General features: G+C 42.3%; 20 protein-coding genes and 2 pseudogenes. 9 read left to right on the top strand and 13 right to left on the bottom strand.

Annotated features, from left to right (window positions below; genetic code table 11):
• Positions 1-60: 60 nt before the first annotated feature.
• Both EAE93_RS15140 and EAE93_RS25600 read right to left on the bottom strand, forming a co-directional pair.
• Entirely contained in the window at positions 61-1,506 is a 1,446-nt protein-coding gene (locus EAE93_RS15140) for a 4-hydroxyphenylacetate 3-hydroxylase family protein (RefSeq protein ID WP_040150419.1), read from the bottom strand.
• 873 nt (positions 1,507-2,379) lie between these two features.
• Complete coding sequence (locus tag EAE93_RS25600; RefSeq protein WP_258151914.1) at positions 2,380-2,502, bottom strand: hypothetical protein; 123 nt, start codon at positions 2,500-2,502, stop codon at positions 2,380-2,382.
• Between the two features lie 143 nt (positions 2,503-2,645).
• Here EAE93_RS25600 and EAE93_RS15135 point away from each other — a divergent pair, with 143 nt between their 5' ends.
• A complete protein-coding gene (locus EAE93_RS15135; protein ID WP_214040013.1) occupies positions 2,646-4,094 on the top strand; it encodes a M20 family metallopeptidase in 1,449 nt (482 codons plus the stop codon).
• A gap of 228 nt (positions 4,095-4,322) precedes the next feature.
• On the opposite strand, the gene EAE93_RS15130 is transcribed toward EAE93_RS15135, so the two are convergent.
• Positions 4,323-4,919 carry a DUF3156 family protein gene (locus EAE93_RS15130; RefSeq protein ID WP_036811708.1) on the bottom strand — a complete coding sequence of 199 codons (597 nt, stop codon included), beginning with the start codon at positions 4,917-4,919 and terminating at the stop codon, positions 4,323-4,325.
• Positions 4,894-6,387 (bottom strand): APC family permease, encoded by a 1,494-nt coding sequence (locus EAE93_RS15125; RefSeq protein WP_036811706.1) that lies wholly within the window; start codon positions 6,385-6,387, stop codon positions 4,894-4,896. The genes EAE93_RS15130 and EAE93_RS15125 overlap by 26 nt, the downstream gene beginning before the upstream one ends.
• 449 nt (positions 6,388-6,836) lie before the next feature.
• Here EAE93_RS15125 and EAE93_RS15120 point away from each other — a divergent pair, with 449 nt between their 5' ends.
• Positions 6,837-7,496, top strand: coding sequence for a response regulator transcription factor (locus EAE93_RS15120; protein ID WP_040148928.1), 660 nt, complete (start codon positions 6,837-6,839; stop codon positions 7,494-7,496).
• Between the two features lie 2 nt (positions 7,497-7,498).
• On the opposite strand, the pseudogene EAE93_RS24635 reads toward EAE93_RS15120, so the two are convergent.
• Positions 7,499-7,576 (bottom strand): annotated as a pseudogene (locus tag EAE93_RS24635) (type II toxin-antitoxin system RelE/ParE family toxin); the annotation flags it as partial.
• Positions 7,573-7,836, bottom strand: coding sequence for a type II toxin-antitoxin system ParD family antitoxin (locus EAE93_RS15115; protein WP_040148927.1), 264 nt, complete (start codon positions 7,834-7,836; stop codon positions 7,573-7,575). The gene EAE93_RS15115 and the pseudogene EAE93_RS24635, both read right to left, overlap by 4 nt.
• A 571-nt stretch (positions 7,837-8,407) precedes the next feature.
• Between EAE93_RS15115 and EAE93_RS15110 the strand changes: the two genes are divergently transcribed.
• On the top strand, positions 8,408-9,505 hold the full coding sequence (locus tag EAE93_RS15110; RefSeq protein ID WP_036811704.1) for a Fic family protein: 1,098 nt from the start codon (positions 8,408-8,410) through the stop codon (positions 9,503-9,505).
• A gap of 137 nt (positions 9,506-9,642) precedes the next feature.
• Here the strand turns inward: EAE93_RS15110 and EAE93_RS15105 are convergent, their stop codons facing one another.
• From EAE93_RS15105 to EAE93_RS15090, 4 genes are all read right to left on the bottom strand, one after another.
• Positions 9,643-11,136 (bottom strand): aldehyde dehydrogenase family protein, encoded by a 1,494-nt coding sequence (locus EAE93_RS15105; protein WP_214040012.1) that lies wholly within the window; start codon positions 11,134-11,136, stop codon positions 9,643-9,645.
• A gap of 27 nt (positions 11,137-11,163) precedes the next feature.
• Positions 11,164-11,532 carry a cupin domain-containing protein gene (locus EAE93_RS15100; protein ID WP_036811702.1) on the bottom strand — a complete coding sequence of 123 codons (369 nt, stop codon included), beginning with the start codon at positions 11,530-11,532 and terminating at the stop codon, positions 11,164-11,166.
• A gap of 63 nt (positions 11,533-11,595) precedes the next feature.
• The gene (locus tag EAE93_RS15095; RefSeq protein WP_214040011.1) at positions 11,596-12,900 is read right to left on the bottom strand and encodes an NAD(P)/FAD-dependent oxidoreductase; all 1,305 of its coding nucleotides are present in this window, start codon (positions 12,898-12,900) and stop codon (positions 11,596-11,598) included.
• Positions 12,901-13,008: 108 nt separating this feature from the next.
• Positions 13,009-13,764, bottom strand: coding sequence for a response regulator transcription factor (locus EAE93_RS15090; RefSeq protein ID WP_036811698.1), 756 nt, complete (start codon positions 13,762-13,764; stop codon positions 13,009-13,011).
• A 265-nt stretch (positions 13,765-14,029) separates the two neighbouring features.
• Between EAE93_RS15090 and uriH the strand changes: the two genes are divergently transcribed.
• Complete coding sequence (gene uriH, locus EAE93_RS15085) at positions 14,030-15,001, top strand: uridine-preferring nucleoside hydrolase UriH (protein WP_036811695.1); 972 nt, start codon at positions 14,030-14,032, stop codon at positions 14,999-15,001.
• Between the two features lie 160 nt (positions 15,002-15,161).
• On the opposite strand, the gene EAE93_RS15080 is transcribed toward uriH, so the two are convergent.
• Positions 15,162-16,151 (bottom strand): glycosyltransferase, encoded by a 990-nt coding sequence (locus EAE93_RS15080; RefSeq protein WP_214040010.1) that lies wholly within the window; start codon positions 16,149-16,151, stop codon positions 15,162-15,164.
• Positions 16,152-16,733: 582 nt separating this feature from the next.
• On the opposite strand from EAE93_RS15080, the gene EAE93_RS15075 reads away from it, so the two are divergent.
• Complete coding sequence (locus tag EAE93_RS15075) at positions 16,734-17,930, top strand: aspartyl protease family protein (RefSeq protein WP_214040009.1); 1,197 nt, start codon at positions 16,734-16,736, stop codon at positions 17,928-17,930.
• A gap of 44 nt (positions 17,931-17,974) precedes the next feature.
• On the opposite strand, the gene EAE93_RS15070 is transcribed toward EAE93_RS15075, so the two are convergent.
• Positions 17,975-18,232 carry a helix-turn-helix domain-containing protein gene (locus EAE93_RS15070; RefSeq protein WP_071647114.1) on the bottom strand — a complete coding sequence of 86 codons (258 nt, stop codon included), beginning with the start codon at positions 18,230-18,232 and terminating at the stop codon, positions 17,975-17,977.
• A gap of 148 nt (positions 18,233-18,380) precedes the next feature.
• On the opposite strand from EAE93_RS15070, the gene xreR2 reads away from it, so the two are divergent.
• The 3 genes and pseudogenes from xreR2 to EAE93_RS15055 form a co-directional block, all read left to right on the top strand.
• The gene (gene xreR2 / locus EAE93_RS15065) at positions 18,381-18,590 is read left to right on the top strand and encodes a cell morphology transcriptional regulator XreR2 (RefSeq protein WP_036811682.1); all 210 of its coding nucleotides are present in this window, start codon (positions 18,381-18,383) and stop codon (positions 18,588-18,590) included.
• 222 nt (positions 18,591-18,812) lie between these two features.
• Complete coding sequence (gene ccdA, locus EAE93_RS15060; RefSeq protein ID WP_110085895.1) at positions 18,813-19,031, top strand: type II toxin-antitoxin system antitoxin CcdA; 219 nt, start codon at positions 18,813-18,815, stop codon at positions 19,029-19,031.
• Positions 19,032-19,193, top strand: a pseudogene (locus EAE93_RS15055) (CcdB family protein); the annotation flags it as partial.
• Between the two features lie 8 nt (positions 19,194-19,201).
• Here the strand turns inward: EAE93_RS15055 and EAE93_RS15050 are convergent.
• Entirely contained in the window at positions 19,202-20,191 is a 990-nt protein-coding gene (locus EAE93_RS15050) for a GlxA family transcriptional regulator (protein ID WP_214040007.1), read from the bottom strand.
• Between the two features lie 115 nt (positions 20,192-20,306).
• Here EAE93_RS15050 and EAE93_RS15045 point away from each other — a divergent pair, with 115 nt between their 5' ends.
• The gene (locus EAE93_RS15045; RefSeq protein ID WP_214040006.1) at positions 20,307-20,948 is read left to right on the top strand and encodes an HD domain-containing protein; all 642 of its coding nucleotides are present in this window, start codon (positions 20,307-20,309) and stop codon (positions 20,946-20,948) included.
• Positions 20,949-21,025 lie beyond the last annotated feature (77 nt).

Raw genomic sequence — 21,025 nt, 5'->3', positions numbered from 1 at the left:
CGCATCGTCAAATTTGATAAAAATAAAACGAGTTAGCTGCATCTGAATTAAATACAGAATTTAATTCACATCCATAGAATCTAAAATCCCTCGGCTCATACTTTTAGCAAAATCCCAATCATATTTTTCATAAACACGAGACAGAGCAATAAAAGGCGCGCCTGAATAGAACATTTCATATTGAGTATGACGTGATGCAAATTCAGAACCGATCGCATCCCACACTAACTTCAATAATTTCACTCGTTCAATGGGGGCCAGTAAAGTTGAATATTGTGTTTTTTCTATTAAATCACGAATTTCTGGATTTGCTAAATCAATATAATTTGACGGTAACATAATCACACCACCACCTGAGAGTTTTCTGATGCTTTCTATCACCTTTGGATAAGTTGACTGCAATAAAACCTGGCAAGCATACAGTTGTGATCGATTGGGAATATAATATTCATTATGCCGATCAGGATTGTGGATCAAACCACGAAACAGCCCTTCAATATTAGTAGCATAACAAGCAAGCTCGGCTAACGATTCACGAACAGCCGGAAATTCATTAACGCCGGTAGCTTCGGTAAGTTGATGAGCCAAACCCGTTAAGAAATGTAATTTAACGGCATACCGAGCCATACCCTGAACATCCATTAAAACGTCAGCGCCAGTTGCCAGAAATTGCTGGCGACACATCTCCGTATTTTTATAAACAAATACTCTTTCCCACGGAACAAAAACATCGTCGAAATAAATTACCGCGTCATTTTCGTCAAATTGATGTGCTAAAGGGGAGTCAAATTTATTACTGCCTATTTCATAGGACTTTCTGGAAAGAATTTTTATTCCTTTAGTATTCAATGGTAATGCAAAAGACACCGCATATTTATCATCAACGCCCTCTTTGAGTGGATTAAACACGCCAACAACCACTTCCTCTGCAAGGACGGCCGCTGTTCCTAACATCTTTGCCCCGCGAACAATGATTCCTTGCGGTTTTTCTTCCAATACTCCAAGAGTATGAAATTCGTTTTTTATATGCTCACTAGGTGTTTTGGAACGATCACCTTGTGGATTGATTAATGTGAAAGCTAAATAAATATCTTTATCACGGGCATATGAATAGTAATTTTTCAATGCCTCAGCCCTATCCTTGGAATATTCCTCAAATACTTCCAGATGAGTCATTATTCCGGTAAAAGCGGCAGAAACATGATCTGGACTTCTACCTAGCCAACCACAACTCTGCATTGCCCAAGCATACGCAGCCTCACCTCTGGCAATTAATTTCTCTCGGGTAGTAGGAAGTTCCCAACATAAACCAACACGCTTACCACCAGGAGTTTCGAACGTCATCCGATCAGCGTGTGCTGCCTGATAATCATAAAGTGAAGCTACAGTTCTAATTGCATTCCGAAAAGCAGGGTGATCCACGTGATTAGTAATCTTTTCTCCATTCAGAAAAATGGTTCTTCCATCACGCAAGCCTTCAATATATTCCTCACCGGTCTTAGACATTAGCAACTTCCTCCGAAATAGAATTAATTTTAGGTAAATCGATCTTCAAAGGCATAGCAATTCCCTACCCTATTGTCGGGCATTGCCATTTAAATTTTTCTATCTAATTATTTTCTACGTATCCAGTATAGATTGAATCACAATGATTCGATAAAATATTTCAGTAAATTTTCTTGAGTATCTGTGATCTCTCTCTTAATTTGATACATAAATACGATTTATCTTCCTACTCTATTTATCTTAACCATCAACTCATTTAAGGACCGGTTGCCAGTTCAGGTCTCATAATCCCACGCTGCACTGCGCTGAGGTACCCCCACAAATTTAGCGCTAATAAATCAAAACCCTATTTCGATAGATTTTGGCATGGTGGTTTAGTACGCAGCTACTTCGTGGGCTTTCCTTGCCTGTTCGCTGTGCTTTGATGTGAGTAAGTTTAATAAATATATTTACCAAGCAATCACTAAAAAAATGTTTAGTAAAGTTTAATATGTCATTGTTTTTTAGATTAATTTATTTTCAAAAAAATTTCCGGGGTGAAATTTTGGCTAGTTTGATGGGGAGCCCTCGATAGAGGGCTAAGATTGGTTATATTGAATGCTTTGCAAACTCGATTATTGATTTCTCATCATCATGGCTTAGATGAAATATCTCACTGAAATCCAAGGTTTTTCTTATCTCATCAATAGCTTTTTGCTCTGCCAGTCCTAGCTTTCTTCTGTGATCAATGGTGAACAAAACCGTCTTCATATTTAGTATGTTTTCAGTTGAAGCAGCTTATTGAAGGAGCGGCAAAAATGCAGGGGGTTGAATATGAAATACAGTTAATGGGAGCCGCTCAAAGTAACCAACCGAGTCCTGTGTAGGTCGATTTCATTTATCAACAGGCTCAACAATATATCCCAGAACTTTCATCTGTTGCCAAAAGACCAGCAAGCGGCTGGCTAAGAGGACGCAACCTACTTTATGGAGCGCGTCAAATCGAATGGTGGTCAAGCCACCTACCTCAATTTTCGGTACAGAACTCAGTGTGGGTCATCATTATAATGAACTGTTTGACTTTTATGAAAATGTGATGACAACCGCAGTGGAAACATTCGCCACTGTCACCCTAACTTACTGATTTCGGAGTTCATACTATGAATAATTCATTGACTGAATTCATACATGAATATATTAACCAACGCCAAAGTGATTTTACTTACCTTAGCGATAAGATTTGGGAACACCCTGAAACCAATTTTAAAGAAAACTTTTCTGCTGAACTGCTCGCAAATGCGTTAGAGAATGAAGGGTTTGTAGTTCAAAGAGGGGTAGGCAATATTGAGACCGCGTTTATCGCCAGTTATGGTAGTGGACACCCTGTGATTGCTTTACTTGGTGAGTATGATGCACTGTCTGGTTTAAGCCAAAAAGCAGGCTGTTATGAACCTAGTCCTGTAATTGAAAACGGTAACGGCCACGGGTGTGGACATAATTTACTGGGGACGGCCGCCCTCGCTGCGGCATTTGCAGTGAAAGCCTGGCTGCAAAAAAATCAACTCTTTGGAACTGTGCGGTTTTACGGCTGCCCAGCCGAAGAAGGGGGTTCCGGTAAAACATTTATGGTCCGGGATGGTCTTTTTGATGATGTTGATGCAGCAATTACATGGCATCCTGAATCATTCAGTAGTGTATTTAATGTTCAGTCTCTGGCAAATATCCAAACAGCATTTCATTTCAAAGGGATTGCTTCACACGCCGCCAATTCTCCCCACCTAGGTAGAAGTGCTTTAGATGCTGTCAGTCTGATGAATGTGGGTGTTCAATTTCTTCGTGAACATATCATTCAGGAAGCACGAATTCATTATGCAGTGACTAATACGGGCGGTATGTCACCTAACGTTGTACAAGCTGATGCCGAAGTTTTATACCTTGTTCGCGCTCCGCAACGGGATCAGGCTCAAGATATTTATCAACGAGTTATTGATATCGCTAAAGGTGCCGCCTTAATGACCGGTACGCAATTGAATATTCGCTTTGACACAGCGTGTTCAAATTATGTTCCTAACCGCACGATGGAAAGAGCGATGTATCAATATGTTCAAGCTTTTGGTATTCCTGAATACACTGATGAAGAACGCCAATTTGCCGAAAAAATCCATCAAACACTGACAAAAGATGATTTACGCAATGTCAAATTCAATGCAACTCAGATAGCGGGTGAAGAGGGTAAACGCTGGAGTGAGCGACAAGGGGAAAAAGCACTGACAGATGAAGTCTTGCCTTATATAGAATCGCAAGAGTTAATATATGCCTCTACCGATGTTGGAGATGTTAGCTGGGTAACACCAACCGCCCAATGTTTAAGCCCCTGCTTTGCCTTTGGCACACCACTGCATACTTGGCAACTAGTCGCACAAGGACGTTCATCCATTGCTCACAAAGGGATGTGCCTTGCAGGGAAAATTATGGCCGCTACCGCGCTTGAATTATTAACAGACCCGGTTCTGCTATCAGAGGCTCAATCAGAGTTCAAACACCAGAGGGATAAAAATCCCTATCAGAGCCCTATTCCACCCGATGTTAAACCATCACCTTTGAAGTAACTTTGCTCCGATAAATACTGGCTTGCCTATAGCAGGCAAACCAGTATTCAGTCATTTATATAATTAAAAAATAATAACGACAGCAAACACAAAGGAAAAAACATGAGTGAAACAACTCCCCCTGTAAATAAGAACCCGGGACGCATTTTCGGTTTGGTCGAAAGAGTTGGAAATAAAATTCCAAACCCTTTTATTTTGGTAGAGTTTGCAGTATAGCAGGCGAAAATATTAGATCTTTCCCATAAATTGGCTAAACATCAGCAAAGTACTGAGCAACAAATGGCGCTGTTCAACAGTCAAACGTAAATAACGACGACTAGCCGGCAATCGACTGACAACCTCAGAAGCGGCAAAATGTTCCACCTCAAATTGCCACTTCCCCTGATGAATATTCAATATCAGATCCCGGAAATCCAACTCTGCCAGCGTTTCACCAATTAATGGATGTTGATTGAGTAAATCAATAATCGGCTGTCCATACTCCGTACCATGACAACAGTAATAAATCACACTCTTTCGCCGAAATATTCCCTTTACCTTAGCTCTAATAATGATTTTTTCCTTAAGTGAAGTATTCCCCTGCAAACGAAAACAACAACTGACAATATAGGCCAAAAACAACGCTTTCGGCTTTTCACAAACTTCAATCTGCAATCCATCAGGTAACGTCACTTGCAAACTTTCTGCTGATAAACGCTCACAACAGTAAGGCGATAAATTCTGTTCCAACCGGTTTAGCGTTATACCTGCCTGATAACCAGTAGGATAGCGGGGTTTATTCAACCGCCGCCAAATACTGTCAATCAAGGGAACGAAGTGGCTCAAGTTGCACCTCCCGCAATTCACCCTTAGTGAAAGTATGCGAAAGTACCTGCTCAACGGGTACTGGCTTAAACGGATTCACCCGTTGTACACATAGCGTCCAAAACAGGGCATAGCTGGCGGTCAGACCCAATATAATGGCAAATGGAATATACACATCACCGGGATTCATTCCCGGAGGCGTGATGTTAATGATCGCCAAAATAATGCCTACACTAGAGACAATTTGAGGTAATGGGAAAAAGGGTGATTTATAGGCACGATGTAAATCAGGTCTGCGGATACGCAGTAATATCACAGAACATGTCACCAGCAAATAAGCAACGCACCAGGCACATACAGCGGCTAATACCAAAGGCATAATCCGGTTCAAATCACCTTGAATAATAAAGGTATGTAAACAGGGGATCATTACCGCAACCAAAATCCCAAATATTGGCGTTTTAAAACGTGGATGTAGATAAGCAAAAATACGCGGTAATGCGCCATCCAATGCCATACCATAGAGAATACGCGGCACCGCCGCCATCAGGGTATTAATCGTTGCCGCTCCCGCCAGTAATAGCCCAATACCAATCCAATATTTACCAAAATCCCCCATCACCTGACCGGCAAAAGCGGGAATTGCCATTGGCGTTTCTAGCAAGCGAACGTTATTTTCTACATCCACCAGCACATTTTCTACCTGATGGCTGATTGACGCGCCATATAACCCCATGCAAAAAGCCACCCCACACAGGCCGGTTATCATTGCTCGCGGAAGAACTCTGGCGGAATTTTTAATTTCAGGCGCCATTGGCGTCACCAGTTCACAGCCGACAAACATAAACATCGCCATTCCCACCAGACTCAGTACCGCCAAAGGATCGCTCAGATTAAGCCCTTCACCAAACCAACTCTCCAGCGGCACAGAAAACGGCATTAATAATCCACAAATACTGAAAATAACCAAAGTACTCCACATGCAGAATGTCAGCACAATTTCGACTTTACCAAACGCTTCAATACCCAACGCATTAAGTAACCCGAACGTAATCACTAACCCAACACCGACCATCCATGAAGCGTTATAACTTTCCACCATCGTATTAAGGCTGTCAAAATTCACTAATGCCATAACACCGGAGAGAATCGTTTCTGCTGTACCCGCAAAAATATGAACAATCAGATAAGCCGAAAGCGCACCGGTAATCGCCCAGAATCGCCCCATTCCACAAGAGATATAGTCATAGACAGAGCCAGAAGTAGGCAAAATAGCCGCCGCCTCAGCAAATGTCGTCACTTGGGCCTGCATCATGATAAAACTGATCAGCATTGCCAGTACGAAAGTATCACCACCAATCCCAAAACCACTGGTCACAGTCAGAATAACCGGGCTTGCCATAATCACCCCGACAGAACTTGCCAGTGCGGTAGGAAACCCCACCACTCCCTTTTCAATATGCGAAGTCAGTCGTGTTGACATATTCATTTATCTTCCCTCTTAACTTCTAGTCGTAAAAATAATGCTCACGGCGATTCATTTGTGAATTTTTTGTAAACTTTATTGAGGATAAATACACTATAGAAAGTGAAGAGGAATACCGACCATCGTCCTAAAGAACGATACCTAAAGAGGGATTAATAACTGAAAAGATGTAACGAAAAATACCAGAAAACAGAAAAAATCAAAAATAATTACTTAAATATCAATCAATAAAAATAAAATCGCTTAATTAATGCATTAAGAAATTATTTCAGATATATACCAAAAAACCTGTTCTTAGCCAGTGATCATCACGTTGAGAAATTTCATTTATTGCAATCCATATCACGTTATTAATATGTTTGTTTTGTGTTAATTTTGCATTTTAATTAGTATTTGATTAATTTTCAGTATTGATTTATCCAATTAGATATTATTCTAAAGGGAGAACCTTCTTGTCTACTGTACTACCGAATAGCCGTGAAAATGCTTTAATCTACAGTTGCTTAAATACCATTGCACATCTGGTTCCTATCTCGGCCGCAGCATTCTATCTGGTGAATAATGAATTACGCCCCGAAAATTACATCCTGTACGGCATTTCAGACGAAACCCATCAGAATTATCTGGCTCATTTTCAGCATTTAGATCCATTAAGACCGGATAATTACCAACAAGATGATATTAATATGGTTGGCATGGATCAGAAAACACTTACTAAACATAATAAGTATTACCATGAATTTATGCAGCCAAATAATATACAGGACATCGCCGAAATATTTATCCGTCAACACAGCCGAATTATTGCCGGTGTCTCTTTATTACGAGATATTCCATTTACACCAAAAGACTTTAATCGCCTCAGTGCTATTCTGCCATTAATTGAATTAGCCGTCAGAGACTTGCTTCCTGAAACCCCCACTATTTTGACAGCTAAAGAGCAAGAAATTATTAATTTGATAAGGGAAGGATCAAGTAACAAACGTATTGCACAGATACTTAATATTTCCCTGTCTACCGTCAAAACCCACCTGCGCAATATCTTTGCCAAAACCAAAGTGACTAACCGCACTGAATTAGTTTCTAACGGGTTTATTACTCGGCATTTGTGATTTACAGGATTATTTTGTGCAATCCAATCGCCGATTTCTTCAAGGTCGTATTCTGCCAGAGGCGAAATACTCAGTTTCATTTACCCTGACTACCTTCGGCCATATTCTTGTATTTTTGCGTAAGGCGGTCAAAAACATCTCCCGCATCTCTACTTTCACCGCTTTGGATGCCAGCCATTATAGCGCTTTTGAGTGATTCAACTTTTACCTGCTGCTCTCGCTCTTCTAACGCACGAAGACCGGCGCGAATGACTTCGCTTGTATTGTTATAACGACCGCTATCAATCTGATTACGGATAAATGCTTCAAAATAAGGGCTTAGTGCTACACTTGTTGGCATAGTCATTCCTCCAGTGTTTTTAATATCTATTAATAACTATTAGTATAATTTAGAGGCATCATTTCGGCAATATTTTGACAGGCAATTGGACTAGTGGGAGTATTCGATCAAAAACTTATTGTTTCATCGTTTATCCAAACCGTAAGTCTCTGCTTAAATTCCCCTGCCAGTCCGAGTTGAAGTGGCCCATAACTATATACCCGTCATCTTCAAGTTGCCTCTTTATTGGCTACACTCGCTCACCCCGGTCACATAGTTTGCTATGCTCCCGGGGATTCACTCCCTTGCCGTCACGAAGCATCTTGAAATCCATAGGGTATAAAACAAATTAAATAGTTATATCGTCATTAACCATTAACGGTCATCTTTAATTAAGCAATTCTCACGCTTGACGCTTATTCTGATCGCTAAAGAACAAGCACACAGAGACTTAATTATTTCCCGATATTGGTGATTTCACCCCACGCTAACAAAATACAAGGCGAAAAACCCAGAATGAGTCAAATAAAATCACTATTCGCCTCATTTTGTGAGTAGAATAGAGCAGTTATTTGACTCACGGGTGACGCAAATGTGGATATGGGAACAACCGAACTGGCCTGCATTTCATTGGAACACCGATACTATTGCACCATTACTGCGAGATGTGCATTTCAATCAGGGACTGTTATTAGGCAAATCTGATTATGAAGACACCAAGCAGGCAACGCTTGATAGCCTTCTATCTAACATACTCTATTCAAGTGAAATTGAAGGAGAAAGACTGAATGCAGCTTCAATACGTTCATCATTGGCAAACAGATTAGGTATTACGGAAGAAAAACCTTATCCAATCGTAGAGAAGAGTGACGGCATTACAGAGGTCGCCCTTGATGTGATAGAAAATAGCCACTCCGATTTAACCCTTGAACGCATACTCAAGTGGCATCAGTTGATATTCCCCGAAGGCTATACCATGTTCAATCCGATACAAGGAGGAAAATTACGCGAAGGGATGATAGAAGTGGTATCCGGTCGTTTAGATAAGCCAACTGTTCACCTTGAAGCACCACCGCCAGAAAGAGTAGTCGACGAAATACCCCAATTTATAACGTGGTTCAATCAATCCCGAACAGATACTTGTCTCGATCCCATTATTAGAGCAGCAATTGTCCATTTATGGTTTGTAACAATCCATCCTTTAGAAGACGGAAACGGGCGCATTACCCGATTTTTAACAGACCTTGCACTTGCTCAAGCCGAAAACCGCTCAATTCGTTTCTATGCAATGTCGGTAAGTATTTGTCATCATCGTAAAGCGTATTACGAAATCCTTGAAAGTACTCAGCGTGGCGGCTTGGATATTACTGATTGGTTGGTTTGGTTTCTGAAAATACTGAATGAGACCTTAACAAATAAATTGAAAGAAATTAATCAGGTTGTGCAAAAAGCTAAATTTTGGCGCCGGATAGATCAGACTCAACTTACCGCAGAGCAAACCAAGGTGCTAAACCGTATGCTGGACGGCAATTTTGAGCAAGGCATTAGTAGCAGCCAATATCAAAAAGTGGCGAAGGTAAGTCGTGCCACTGCGACCAGACACCTGGCACATTTGGTTGAGCTAGGTTGTTTAGAAAGTACTGGCGCGGGTGGTCGTAGCACTCGTTACCTTATTAATCACGAATATTGAATTATAGTGGTGAACAGTACACAATCAACCTGCCGCCCTGAGAAGCCCTCTCTTGGATAAAATGCCAGTGATGACCTTAGGTTTGACAATGGCCCCTTCAATCAAGGGGCCTTGCTTATTTTGATCCGAATATCAAATCAATAGCGAACCATAACGGATTTCAATTCAGTATAGTGCTCAATAAAAGCGCTACCGAATTCACGACCAATGCCTGAGGATTTGGTACCGCCAAATGGTAATGCCGGATCAAGGAATGTATGCATATTGACCCAAACGGTCCCCGCTTCGATACGCGGGATCATGCGCATGGCTTTGCTGAGATCATTGGTCCACAAACTCGCCGCTAAACCAAATGGAGTGCTGTTCATCAAGCCAATCAGCTCTTCTTCATCGTTATAGCTGAGGAACGTCCCAACAGGACCAAATGTCTCTTCCTTCATCAATGAATCTTCTGGGCTGTTAGCACGAATCACCGTCGGCGCCACAAAGAAGCCCGGCCCGGCCAGAGCATGACCACCGTAAACAATCTCACTGCCTTCTTGACGCGCTTGCTCAAACAGGGACAGGATCTTGTTATAGTGCGCTTTGTTTGCCAACGGCCCCATTTCTGTTGATTCATCCAGAGGAGAGCCAATCTTCATTGTCGCGAGTCTTTCAGACAACAATTTCAACACGTCATCCATATGGCTTGCAGGAATATAGAAACGTTCCGCCGCCGCACAAATCTGCCCTTGATTGAGATAACCGGCCTCTAAAATACCATCGACAATTTTTTCAACCGACATATCCGCTAAAAACGCCGCGCCGTTCTTGCCGCCCAATTCCAGCGTAGCACGAGTCAATCCCTGTTCCATTGCTGATTTACCAACAGCAATACCCGTTGGCACTGAACCGGTGAAAGTCACCTTAGCACACAATGGATGACCTATCAGCGCCGGACCAAGCACCGAACCTGAACCATTAATCACATTAATGACACCATCAGGAATACCCGCTTCCTTGGCTAATTCAGCCACTCTGAGCATGGTCAGCGGAGTGTATTCACTGGGTTTCAATACAATGGTACAGCCACACGTCAGTGCAGCCGCTATTTTCCAGATGGCAACCATGATGGAAAAATTCCACGGAATAATCCCCACCACAACACCGACCGGCTCACGACGGGTAAACGCCGTGTATTGCTCACCTTTAAAAGAGGGCAAAGAGACATTCAGGGTTTCACCGCTGATCTTACTTGACCATCCGGCAAAATAACGCAGGAACTGAGCGGAGGAATCAATTTCCAGCATGCGGGATAGCTGGATGGTTTTACCGGAGCAGAGAGTTTCTAGCTGCGCCAACTCTTCCCGATGCGCCAGTAATAGATCTGCCAGACGATTCAGGCAGTGACCGCGCTCCATCGGCGAAGTCTGTGCCCACACCCCATGAAATGCCGCCTGCGCCGCTTGCATAGCAACATTGACTTCCGCTTCACTACCTTGATTAACCGTTGCAATAACTTCATCAGTCGCAGGGTTTATGACAGAAAGTGTTTCACTCCCCTGACCACTGACTGGCTGACCATTAATATAATGTCCATGATTATGCTGCAAAAAGGCCGTAACTGACTGTAATAAGTTAATATCACTCATTTTTTACCTCTAACAAACAAGTGTTTTTTAACCTTTAATACAAGACAGATAATGCTTCACAAAACGGTCAGCGGTGATTTCCCACAGTACTTCCGTTCCTTTCGGCGCAAACCAGGAATCCCCCGGATGATATTCAACGGTTTCCCCGCTCTTCACATCGGTCAATTTTACCGAACCTTCTGTCACGGTTGCGTGCTCATCAAACGGGTACACCATACTGAACTTGCCACGAGTACAAGCGAAAATACCACATGTCAGGTTATCCGTTGGTTCACCAAATATCATTGCCATACTGGCCTGCGGATCGCCTTCCAACACAGTCGCTCCCAGATTGCTTACGCTACCAATGTCCAATAATTCAGGCAGGGATTTGTTCAGTAAAAATGATTTAATCATAATGTCCTCGTTCCAAATAAAATAATTTATGAATTTTCGATGAATACTAATGATATCAATAAATTAACGACGTCCTTTCCAATATCCAGACGCTTGATGCCAAATCTTGCCCGCAGACACCATTAAATGTCGTAACTTATCTTTACCAATAATATTTACATGAGGAATTGAACTCATCAGGTCATAACGCTCAGATCCTTCGCTCATCCCTTCGGCCAATACTTTACAAACGATATGGCTTGGCGTGACCCCGAAACCGGAATAGCCCTGCACATAGAACACATTATTGTGCTGCGGCAAAGAGCCAATCTGTGGGAACAAGTTCGCACTGCAACACAACGGCCCTCCCCATGCCAGTTCAACTTTCACATCTTTCAGATAAGGGAAAACTTTCAGCATCAAGTGACGATTCCAGGCTTTCAAATCAGATGGGATATGTTCAATGAAAGGGGTTGCACTACCGAACAAGAGACGGTTTTCTTTCGTCACACGGAAGTAATCAATAACCGGACGAATATCACTGTATGCACCGCGAATCGGGCTGATTTTCTCAATCAAATCATCGGGCAATGCCTCCGTCATTAACTGGAAAGCATAAGTGTTGACCACCTTTTTATAAATATATGGCTCCAAGCCACTATTAAGAAAGGCGTTACAGGCCCACAGCATCTTATTAGCGCGAACCGATCCCATCGCGGTACGAACCGTTACTCTGGAACCATATTCAATGTCCAGCACCTCGCTGTTCTCAAAGATTTTTACGCCCAAATCTGTCGCGGCTTTCGCTTCACCTAGCAATAGGTTTAGGGAGTGAACATGACCGCCTCCCATATGCTTCAACGCACAAGTATAAACATCAGAACTGATCACTTTTTTCACATCAGGACCGGTGTAAAGCTCAATATCTTCATCAGGAGAGACTGCCCGAAAATCTTTCAGCCAGCTATGTAATGTCTTTTCCTGTCTCTTATTCATGCCGAGATAGCTATAACCACGGCAGAGATCAGCATCAATATTATATTTTGCAATACGATCACGAATGATGCCTGCACCCAAATTGCTGATCTGAAAGATCGTTTCGAGCCCTCTCTCGCCAATATGGCGTTTGATCACTGCCAGATCATGACCGATACCTGCCATAACCTGACCACCATTACGACCTGTACTGCCATAGCCAAGATAACGACTTTCCAAAATTGCAATCTTGGTGATACCCTTCTCAGCCAATTCAAGGGCAGTATTGATACCAGAAAATCCACCACCGATAATGACGACATCCACATCCAGATCTTCTTGTAATGTGGGAAAACGAAGATCATATTTCTTAGTCGCAGCGTAATAAGTTAATGAATCAAGATGATTGTTCATGCGATAGCCCGATTAGCATCCAACATAATCATCGGATTATCTGTAGCGCAGAGTCACATCACCATGTCCCTTTAGGGATATTTGCAACACAGTGTTAACATTTGTGACTCAGGCAAAATAACGGACGGGAGGCGTCATAAACAGGCTAAAAAGCTCTGCTTGTGATCTGATTTGTAATTTTTGATAAATATTTTTCCGATGGTTTTTCACCGTCCCCGTACTGATAAAAAGTTTCTCGGCAATCTGTGGTGAGCCTTTACCTTGCAATATTAACTCCACAATCTCACATTCTCTCGGAGTCAAAGCATAACGAGTCTGAGTATCCAGATAAACCATTTCAGCAGCAGGCGCTTGCTGCGTCATTTCATCATGTAATCGCGCCACACTACGGATAATTTCCAATGCAACTTTCAGGTTTTTCCGATGCTGTTTCTGGATGAAAAATGGCTGATTTTCCTTACCGAAAAACAGGCCAAGTTGCTTTTGAGGAGAGAGTTTCAATAAAACCCCCGTTTCATCCCGCCAACCGGTCTTACGATAAAAATTCAGATAATAATCAGTATGATAAAATCCTGAAGGAACAAGTTCCCGTAAGGTAAATAGATCCGTGTCAGCCCCACTTATCAGGGCTTGATAGAAAGGGTCTTGCAGATAAGCGCCTTGTTGATAAATCTGGTTTATTACATCACTGTTTTTCTTCTCGGTTTTACTCAAACAACACGGAGCAGAACCTTGTTCAAAGGCATAAACAATAGCGTTATCAAAAGTAATAAATTGTTCCAGCCAAGTCAGTAAATTAGGATAAAATTCACGGGTTGCCACCGATTCAATCACTGCTGATAATCTATCTACATGAATATCCATTCAAGCCCTCGCAATTATTCATAAATTAATAATAAATCCGAAGCAGATATAGCCCGCCAATTCCATAGCGAAACTATATAAGAATCACACTCAAACTGGATGTACAACTTAATTATCGTTTATGTGTTAATCAAATCACAATTATGAAACATTTTACTAATTATTTATGAGAACACTCCCCCAGATCTAAGATTTTGTCACGGAATAGACGTTTTAACTGGATTATCCTCATTTCTTATATCACTTTCTCTGGCAAGGAGTAAAAATGAGCACCAAAAAAATTATTCTTGATTGCGATCCGGGACATGATGACGCCATTGCGATGTTATTAGCACATGGCAACCCTAATATTGAGCTATTAGCCGTCACGACAGTTGTCGGTAATCAGACACTAGATAAAGTCACTCACAATGCACTGGCGATAGCGCATATTGCCGGTATTACCGGCGTGCCCTTTGCCGCAGGCTGTCATCGCCCATTAGTTCGCGATATCGAAACGGCATCGGATATTCACGGCGAATCGGGTCTGGGTGGCGTGAAGTTGCCTAAACACTCTCGAACGTTAGATCCCCGTCACGCGACTGATCTGATCATTGATACCATCATGTCTCATCCGCCAAAAACGGTGACTTTAGTCCCCGTTGGCAGCTTAACCAATATTGCTCTTGCCGTCCGTAAAGCACCGAAGATCGTTGAACGGGTAAAAGAAGTGGTATTAATGGGCGGTGGATATCACACTGCCAATAGAAGCGCAGTAGCGGAATTCAATATCAAAATCGATCCGGAAGCCGCGCATATCGTTTTCAATGAAAAATGGCCGCTGACGATGGTCGGCCTGGATCTGACTCATCAAGCACGCGCCACGCCAGAAATCATCAAAGCAATTTCACGTATTAATACCAACGTGTCTCAATTTGTCGTAGAGCTACTGGAGTACTATGGTGAAAGTTATCAGAAGAAACATGGTTTCAACAGCCCGCCAATACATGATCCTTGCGCCGTCGCCTATGTGATCGACCCTACCGTAATGACAACGCAAAAGGTACCCGTCAATATTGAACTGAATGGCGCCTTAACTGTGGGCATGACCGTAGCGGATTTCCGTCATCCAATACCAGAAGATGGCCACACCCAAGTCGCAGTCAAACTCGATCAACAGCGATTCTGGCAATTGATTATTGATGCGTTGAAAAACATCGGCGATACCTGCGATTCAGAGAGAAATAGCGACAGGTAGGAAGCAATATACCCTATAGATTTCAAGATGCATCGCGACGGCAAGGGAACGAATCCCCGGGAGCATAGATAACTATGTGACCGGGGTGAGTGAGTGCAGCCAACAAAGAGGCAACTTGAAAGATGACGGGTATAAATAATTAAAGCCGTTGCTTTCAATATTAAACGGCTTTTAGCACCGCTCTCAGTCGCGGATATCGACGAGCCAGACGCCAACGCAATCTAAACCCACGGGCATTTTTCCAGATCATTGACCAAATACCGCGATCAAACAATTCATGAACGATCTGTTGTTTTATCGCAGAAGATTCTATCCCATTAATGGTATGCAAAATCCCTAGCCCCTCTTTTGCAATCTGCCAATGACATGCCGGCGCCTGCTTGACTTGCTGCGGATAACGCTGATTAATCTTATTCAGCATCTCCAAAATTTTCATATAGTGATGTGCTGTCCTCACCTTAATATGATCATCAGCAGGGGCATGGGACACCGAGGAGGCGTGAATCAGATAATCATAAAAAGATTCATCAATATATTGCACCCGATTTGCCGTTAACAAGAGTTCTGTCGTCCACGGAATATCCTGATGATGCAACCCCGGTTCAAACTGATAATGATGTTTTGTCAGAAAAGCTCGTTTATAGATATTTAGCCAAGTTACATGCAGGAATTTGCGTGAGCTCAGTGCTTGTTGCAACCATTCTGGCCCACTCAGAACCGCGGTAGAAGAGAGACGCTCAGAAGGAAAAATCTTTCGGGCTGGCCGACCATCATCATAAACATAATGACCGTTACAAGTAGCAATATCCAGATCATTATTCTGAGCAATCTCTAACAACCGGTTATACATACCCGGATAAATGACATCATCAATATCAGGGAAAGCCACATAATCACCTCTGGCCTTCGCTAACCCCGTATTACGGGCAACAGAGACCCCTTGATTCTCCTGAGTGATAATTTCTGTCTTCGGGAATTTATCGGCATATTGCTCAATAATCTGGCGACTATTATCCGTTGAACCATCATCAACCAAAATTAATTCAAAATCAGTTAGCTTTTGCCGAGATAGATTGACAAAAAACTGCGGTAAAAACCGCGCCCCATTATAAATAGGTACGACAATGCTGAGTTTTAGTGATATAGACATAAAATCAATATATTCCTTTAGTACAAAAGTGTTATTTTTATATTGACATTAGCTGGATATTTATCAGAAAAATAATTTCCACAGATAAAGATAAATCTAATAAATATTTATTGCCTTTACATTACACTTAAAAATAAAATAATAATGATTTATAGTGATTTTTATCTTAAATCATTATCATTGATATACACTATATAATCAACCACATCCAGATAATTTATCTTTTAATGCCACATCTATTGCCAATTAATTATTATATAAACATCTCCATTAATAATTTTTACCATCCAAAGTCATCAACAGCCGACATTTTCACCAATATTACTACTGAAACTAATAATAGTTCAACCGCAGTTAAACAATTACTCACTATATTTCACATCAACTAATATAATGATGGTATTGTTTATCTTTGGTTTTAGTAAAAAGCAGATAATAGTATTTGCAATGAAGCTGAGCTGTACTGGTAACGCGCACTATCCTACGTCATACGCAGTATTTTATTGCTTCCAGTGAATTATGTTGGGTTTTACCGGACCCCAGATTTTCATCTTCCACTCCCTAGAAAAGGAATCTAATATTATGAAAAAACAGGAAAAAATAGCCTCGCGGGCAATTATTGCCGCCAGCCTGCTGACACTGATAACGGGCTGTAGCCATATGGAAAAAATCCATATGCCAGAAGAAAATAAACCCGTCCTTTCTACTAAGCTAGACATCCATCAGCCAACATCGATCATTGTTCCTGTCACTATCTCCGGTAAAAAATATCAATTCTTGCTGGATACTGGCGCCAGTTATACCTTCATCGATCATAAGCTGGCAAAAACGCTGACACAAACCACACCAGAATCAAAAATACCGGTTACATTCCACCGTATGCTGTCCGATGGGCTGGTTACAACCAGTGAAAAACGCTTACACAAAGCTGACTTAACATTATGGCAACCCCTGGCGATTACCCTCGGTAATCATACGGTGCCAGGCTCTGATCCCTGGATTGGTATTGACATGAGTCTCTTTAATCAGTCCATTGGTCAGGAACTGGATGGTATTCTCGGAATTGATACTTTTCGTCAGTTAAACTGGGAAATAAATAACCTGAACCACACATTAACAATATGGCGCCATGCGCCTTCAATCTTAAATTATCAACAATGTGAACCTTACAGTGATAGCTACGGCAAATCTCCCGCAATCCAAGTTTCTAATGTCGTTTTTAATATAGATACCGGGGCCGATTACAGCTATGTTTCTCAGGAATTTATTGAATATCTGAAAAAAGAGCACAAAGATAAAATTTCTGAAGGAACCCGTGTCAAATACGCGTCCGCTAGTGGGCTTGATAGTAGTAAAGAATATCTAATTGATGGCTTTTATTTACAGCAATTGCCAGTAGGTCGTCTGAGAATTGGCGAAAATAAAAATGATCTCTACAATCTTGGTATGAGTTTCTTCTCGCGTTTTGATGACTATCTGTTTATTCCAAATAAAATGCTGCTCTGTTTTAACGCCAAAAACTTTACCCGTTATGACAGTCCATTACTCCGCACGATTGCAATCCGTTATTTTAATAACAAAGTAGAGATATTTTACAACGATCCCAAAGATATTGAAAAATTTGGATTAAAGAACGGTGATATTGTATTGGAAGTTAATGGCCAACAAGCCCTTCCCAAGGATATCACCTATCTTCGCAATCAGTTGTCAGAGACACCATCAGGTAAATTGACAATAAAAATTGAACGAAATAACACCCAGAAAATTATTACCATTTAATAAAACCATTTATTGAGGGAGATATAGGTTCTTCCTCAATAAACTTATTCAAACGGGCAGAAGGGATTTGTGGAATCCTCCCTGCTGAAATCAAATAGATCTGTCAGCTCAATCTGTAAACCATTCGCAATAATATTGATGATTTCAAGCGTAGGATTTCTAACCCCACGCTCAATACCACTGATATACGTCCGATCAATTCCACATTTATCGGCAAAAGCTTCCTGAGACATGCCAGACGATTGCCTGAGATACCTAACTCTTTGTCCAAAAAGGGATTTTACAGCATTTGGCTTTTTCATCCGATAAGTATCGAATTATGTTACTTATCAGACCACGGACTATGAGTCACTTTTTATGGTAAGTTATGTTATCATATGTGACTTATAGTCTACTATGTAACGATTTACCTTTTCATATCAAAGTTATCCGTAACACGGAGGATTAATAATGAAAAATCAGGACTGGCACCCAGCAGACATTATCGCCGAACTGAAAAAACGGGGAACATCATTAGCAGCCGTTTCAAGGGAAGCAGGGTTAGCATCATCCACCCTTGCTAATACCCTGCAACGCCGCTGGCCCAAAGGTCAACGACTTATTGCCGAGGCTTTAGATTGCGATCCCGCTGAAATATGGCCTTCGAGGTACACAAAGTAAGTGGCTGTAGATCAAAAATGGAGCAGTTTATCAATGAGATAAACTGCTCCAACCTACTTTATATCATTCGGTAAAAATAATGATTACTTGTAGCTGCTTATATTTATCTTTTCCTATTCGCAACCCATTTTCTTATGCGAATGTAAAAAAATCAGGTTGCCTTTTGTTTTCACGAAAAACACACTTTTGATGTGTACTTAAAGTGTGTTTTTGAGGTTTGCCATGAAGCATAGAATTAACATAACAGTTGATAAAGAAAATTACCTGATCCTGAGTTCAGCCGGTGTAAATATTTCAGGTTTTATTAATGAAATCATTACCAGAGAAGCTCAACGAATCAAAGCTGAAAGTTGGAAAGAAGATAATCGCAAAGGAATGGAGGAAGTTGCTCAATTTATTGAACAATATGGCTCATTTGCTGATGAAAACAGGAACTGGTAAATGCAATTTGTTGTTTATCAATACAAACGAAGCAAAAGCAAATACAGTATATTTGTTGATGTACAACGCGACATCATTGAAGCACCAGGAAGGCGTATGGTTATTCCTTTGGTTGAAGCGGATCATTTTTCAAACAAGGTGAATCGTCATCTATTTCCCATATCTGGTTTTCAGTTTTTTCCATTTGTGCCAATCTGCTGCGTCTGTATGAATATTTTTCTGTAAACAGAAGGGGTCATGCCCGTATTTTTAACAAAGGCCCTGCGCATCACATCGCTGCTTCTGTATCCACAAGCTCCCGGTATTGCCTTGAGCGGGAGCCTGCCTTCCTCAAGTAACGTCCGCGCTTTCTCAATACGTGCATTCTCCAGCCATACTCCTGCTTTCATGTTGAGCTCCTGGCGGAACAGGCGTCCCAAATGCCTGATGCTCAGGTTCATATGTGTAGCCATGTCCTGCAAGCCACTTATGTCCTGTAGGTTTGCCTGCGCCCAGCGTTGCAAATCCTGAAAAGCGGCTCTCCCGGATAGGGACAACTGACTCCTGCGGATAAAGTGCCCCTGACAGACCGGTCGCCTGAAAAACATGACGAGACTTGCTGCCACCTCCATCGCAAGCTCGCGGCCCAGATCCTCTTCAACCAGCCGGAGCGCCAGATCCAGCCCGGATGTCACCCCCGCAGCCGTTCTCAGGGAACCATCAGCCACATAGAGCATGTCCGGTTCAACCATGATTTCGGGAAAACGCATCGCGAGCAGTTCGGCACATTCCCAGTGGGTTGTCACCCGACGCTGCTTCAACAGTCCGGTCTGCGCCAGCAACAGGGCGCCAGTACAGACGGAGCCGTAACGCTGACTACGATGGCACATTTCGATGATTGCAGCACGCTCCTGTTCTGAAAGGGTATGGTTATGCGCATTCGGCGCGCCAGCCACAAGAAACGTGTCTGTCGAGTGGCTGGTTGTATGGCTCAAAATCACATCAGCCACCAGCTTAACGCCTGACGAGGAAGTGATGATGTCTGAATCGGTCGACATCACGCTCAGGGAATAGACCTGCCGGTGCAATATGCGGTTCGCCTCAGCGAACACGTCCAAGGGGCCTGAAACATCGAGCAACTGAACGTCAGGTACGGCCAATATGGTGATGTTGTGAATCATTGCCTTACAGAAGTCTTATTTAATCTTAGTGTCCTGAATCATCGTTATAAGTTAATTCAGGACAGGTGTCATGTGTTTTATGCTTACCTTCACTTAATCAACCGGAGACAGCATTATGAGTTTTTCAGTTAACGGAGTGAGTATTCCTGATACCCAAATAACCCGTGACGCAACCACGTTCATCCGCGATACGGAATCTGATCTGCTTTTTCATCATTCGAGTCGGGTTTACTATTGGGGGGCGCTCGCCGGCCAGCGTCTTGGGCTTAGTGTGGACCATGAATTGCTCTATGTCGGATGTATGTTCCATGACATTGGCCTGACACATGAGCATTGCAGTTGTGACAAACGATTCGAGGTTGACGGCGCGAATGCGGCGAAACATTTTCTGCAAGGATACGGCATCGCTCAGGCTGATATTGATAAAGTCTGGACGGCGATTGCCTTGCATACCACGCCGGGCATTCCAGAGTTTATGGCGCCCGAAATTGCGCTTGTCACCGCTGGCGTAGAAATGGACGTGTTGGGCATCAATTACGAAGCGTTCAGCGACAGTGAGCGCACTGCTGTTGTACAGCAACATCCACGCACTGATGGCTTCAAGGAAGATATCATTCAAGCTTTTTATGACGGCATCAAGGATAGGTCCCAGACAATATTTGGTAGCTTCAATGTGGATATCATACAGGATAAAAAGCCCGGACTTGTTCCCCTCAATTATTGCAACGTGATCCGCAATTCCCGCTGGAAAGGCTGAGTGTCCTACTGTGGCAGCCGAAGGATAACCTGCCAAAGTGCAGGTTATCCATTTTGAGTCTAAGAAGCAGGCACAGA

This window comes from Photorhabdus akhurstii (genome assembly GCF_018448925.1).
GTDB classification, from domain to species: domain Bacteria; phylum Pseudomonadota; class Gammaproteobacteria; order Enterobacterales; family Enterobacteriaceae; genus Photorhabdus; species Photorhabdus akhurstii.
The sequence above is the reverse complement of the archived record's forward strand: the minus strand, read 5'-3'. Positions and strand labels throughout refer to the sequence as shown.

Bases quoted from the DNA above. Each gene is read 5' to 3' on its own strand.
- EAE93_RS15105 (WP_214040012.1), bottom strand. From the start codon at position 11,136: ATGAGTGATATTAACTTATTACAGTCAGTTACGGCCTTTTTGCAGCAT.
- EAE93_RS15070 (WP_071647114.1), bottom strand. From the start codon at position 18,232: ATGAAAAAGCCAAATGCTGTAAAATCCCTTTTTGGACAAAGAGTTAGG.
- EAE93_RS15115 (WP_040148927.1), bottom strand. From the start codon at position 7,836: ATGCCAACAAGTGTAGCACTAAGCCCTTATTTTGAAGCATTTATCCGT.
- ccdA (WP_110085895.1), top strand. From the start codon at position 18,813: ATGAAGCATAGAATTAACATAACAGTTGATAAAGAAAATTACCTGATC.
- EAE93_RS15110 (WP_036811704.1), top strand. From the start codon at position 8,408: ATGTGGATATGGGAACAACCGAACTGGCCTGCATTTCATTGGAACACC.
- EAE93_RS15135 (WP_214040013.1), top strand. From the start codon at position 2,646: ATGAATAATTCATTGACTGAATTCATACATGAATATATTAACCAACGC.
- EAE93_RS15045 (WP_214040006.1), top strand. From the start codon at position 20,307: ATGAGTTTTTCAGTTAACGGAGTGAGTATTCCTGATACCCAAATAACC.
- xreR2 (WP_036811682.1), top strand. From the start codon at position 18,381: ATGAAAAATCAGGACTGGCACCCAGCAGACATTATCGCCGAACTGAAA.
- EAE93_RS15125 (WP_036811706.1), bottom strand. From the start codon at position 6,387: ATGAATATGTCAACACGACTGACTTCGCATATTGAAAAGGGAGTGGTG.
- EAE93_RS15100 (WP_036811702.1), bottom strand. From the start codon at position 11,532: ATGATTAAATCATTTTTACTGAACAAATCCCTGCCTGAATTATTGGAC.
- EAE93_RS15075 (WP_214040009.1), top strand. From the start codon at position 16,734: ATGAAAAAACAGGAAAAAATAGCCTCGCGGGCAATTATTGCCGCCAGC.
- EAE93_RS15095 (WP_214040011.1), bottom strand. From the start codon at position 12,900: ATGAACAATCATCTTGATTCATTAACTTATTACGCTGCGACTAAGAAA.
- uriH (WP_036811695.1), top strand. From the start codon at position 14,030: ATGAGCACCAAAAAAATTATTCTTGATTGCGATCCGGGACATGATGAC.
- EAE93_RS15080 (WP_214040010.1), bottom strand. From the start codon at position 16,151: ATGTCTATATCACTAAAACTCAGCATTGTCGTACCTATTTATAATGGG.
- EAE93_RS15050 (WP_214040007.1), bottom strand. From the start codon at position 20,191: ATGATTCACAACATCACCATATTGGCCGTACCTGACGTTCAGTTGCTC.
- EAE93_RS15090 (WP_036811698.1), bottom strand. From the start codon at position 13,764: ATGGATATTCATGTAGATAGATTATCAGCAGTGATTGAATCGGTGGCA.
- EAE93_RS15140 (WP_040150419.1), bottom strand. From the start codon at position 1,506: ATGTCTAAGACCGGTGAGGAATATATTGAAGGCTTGCGTGATGGAAGA.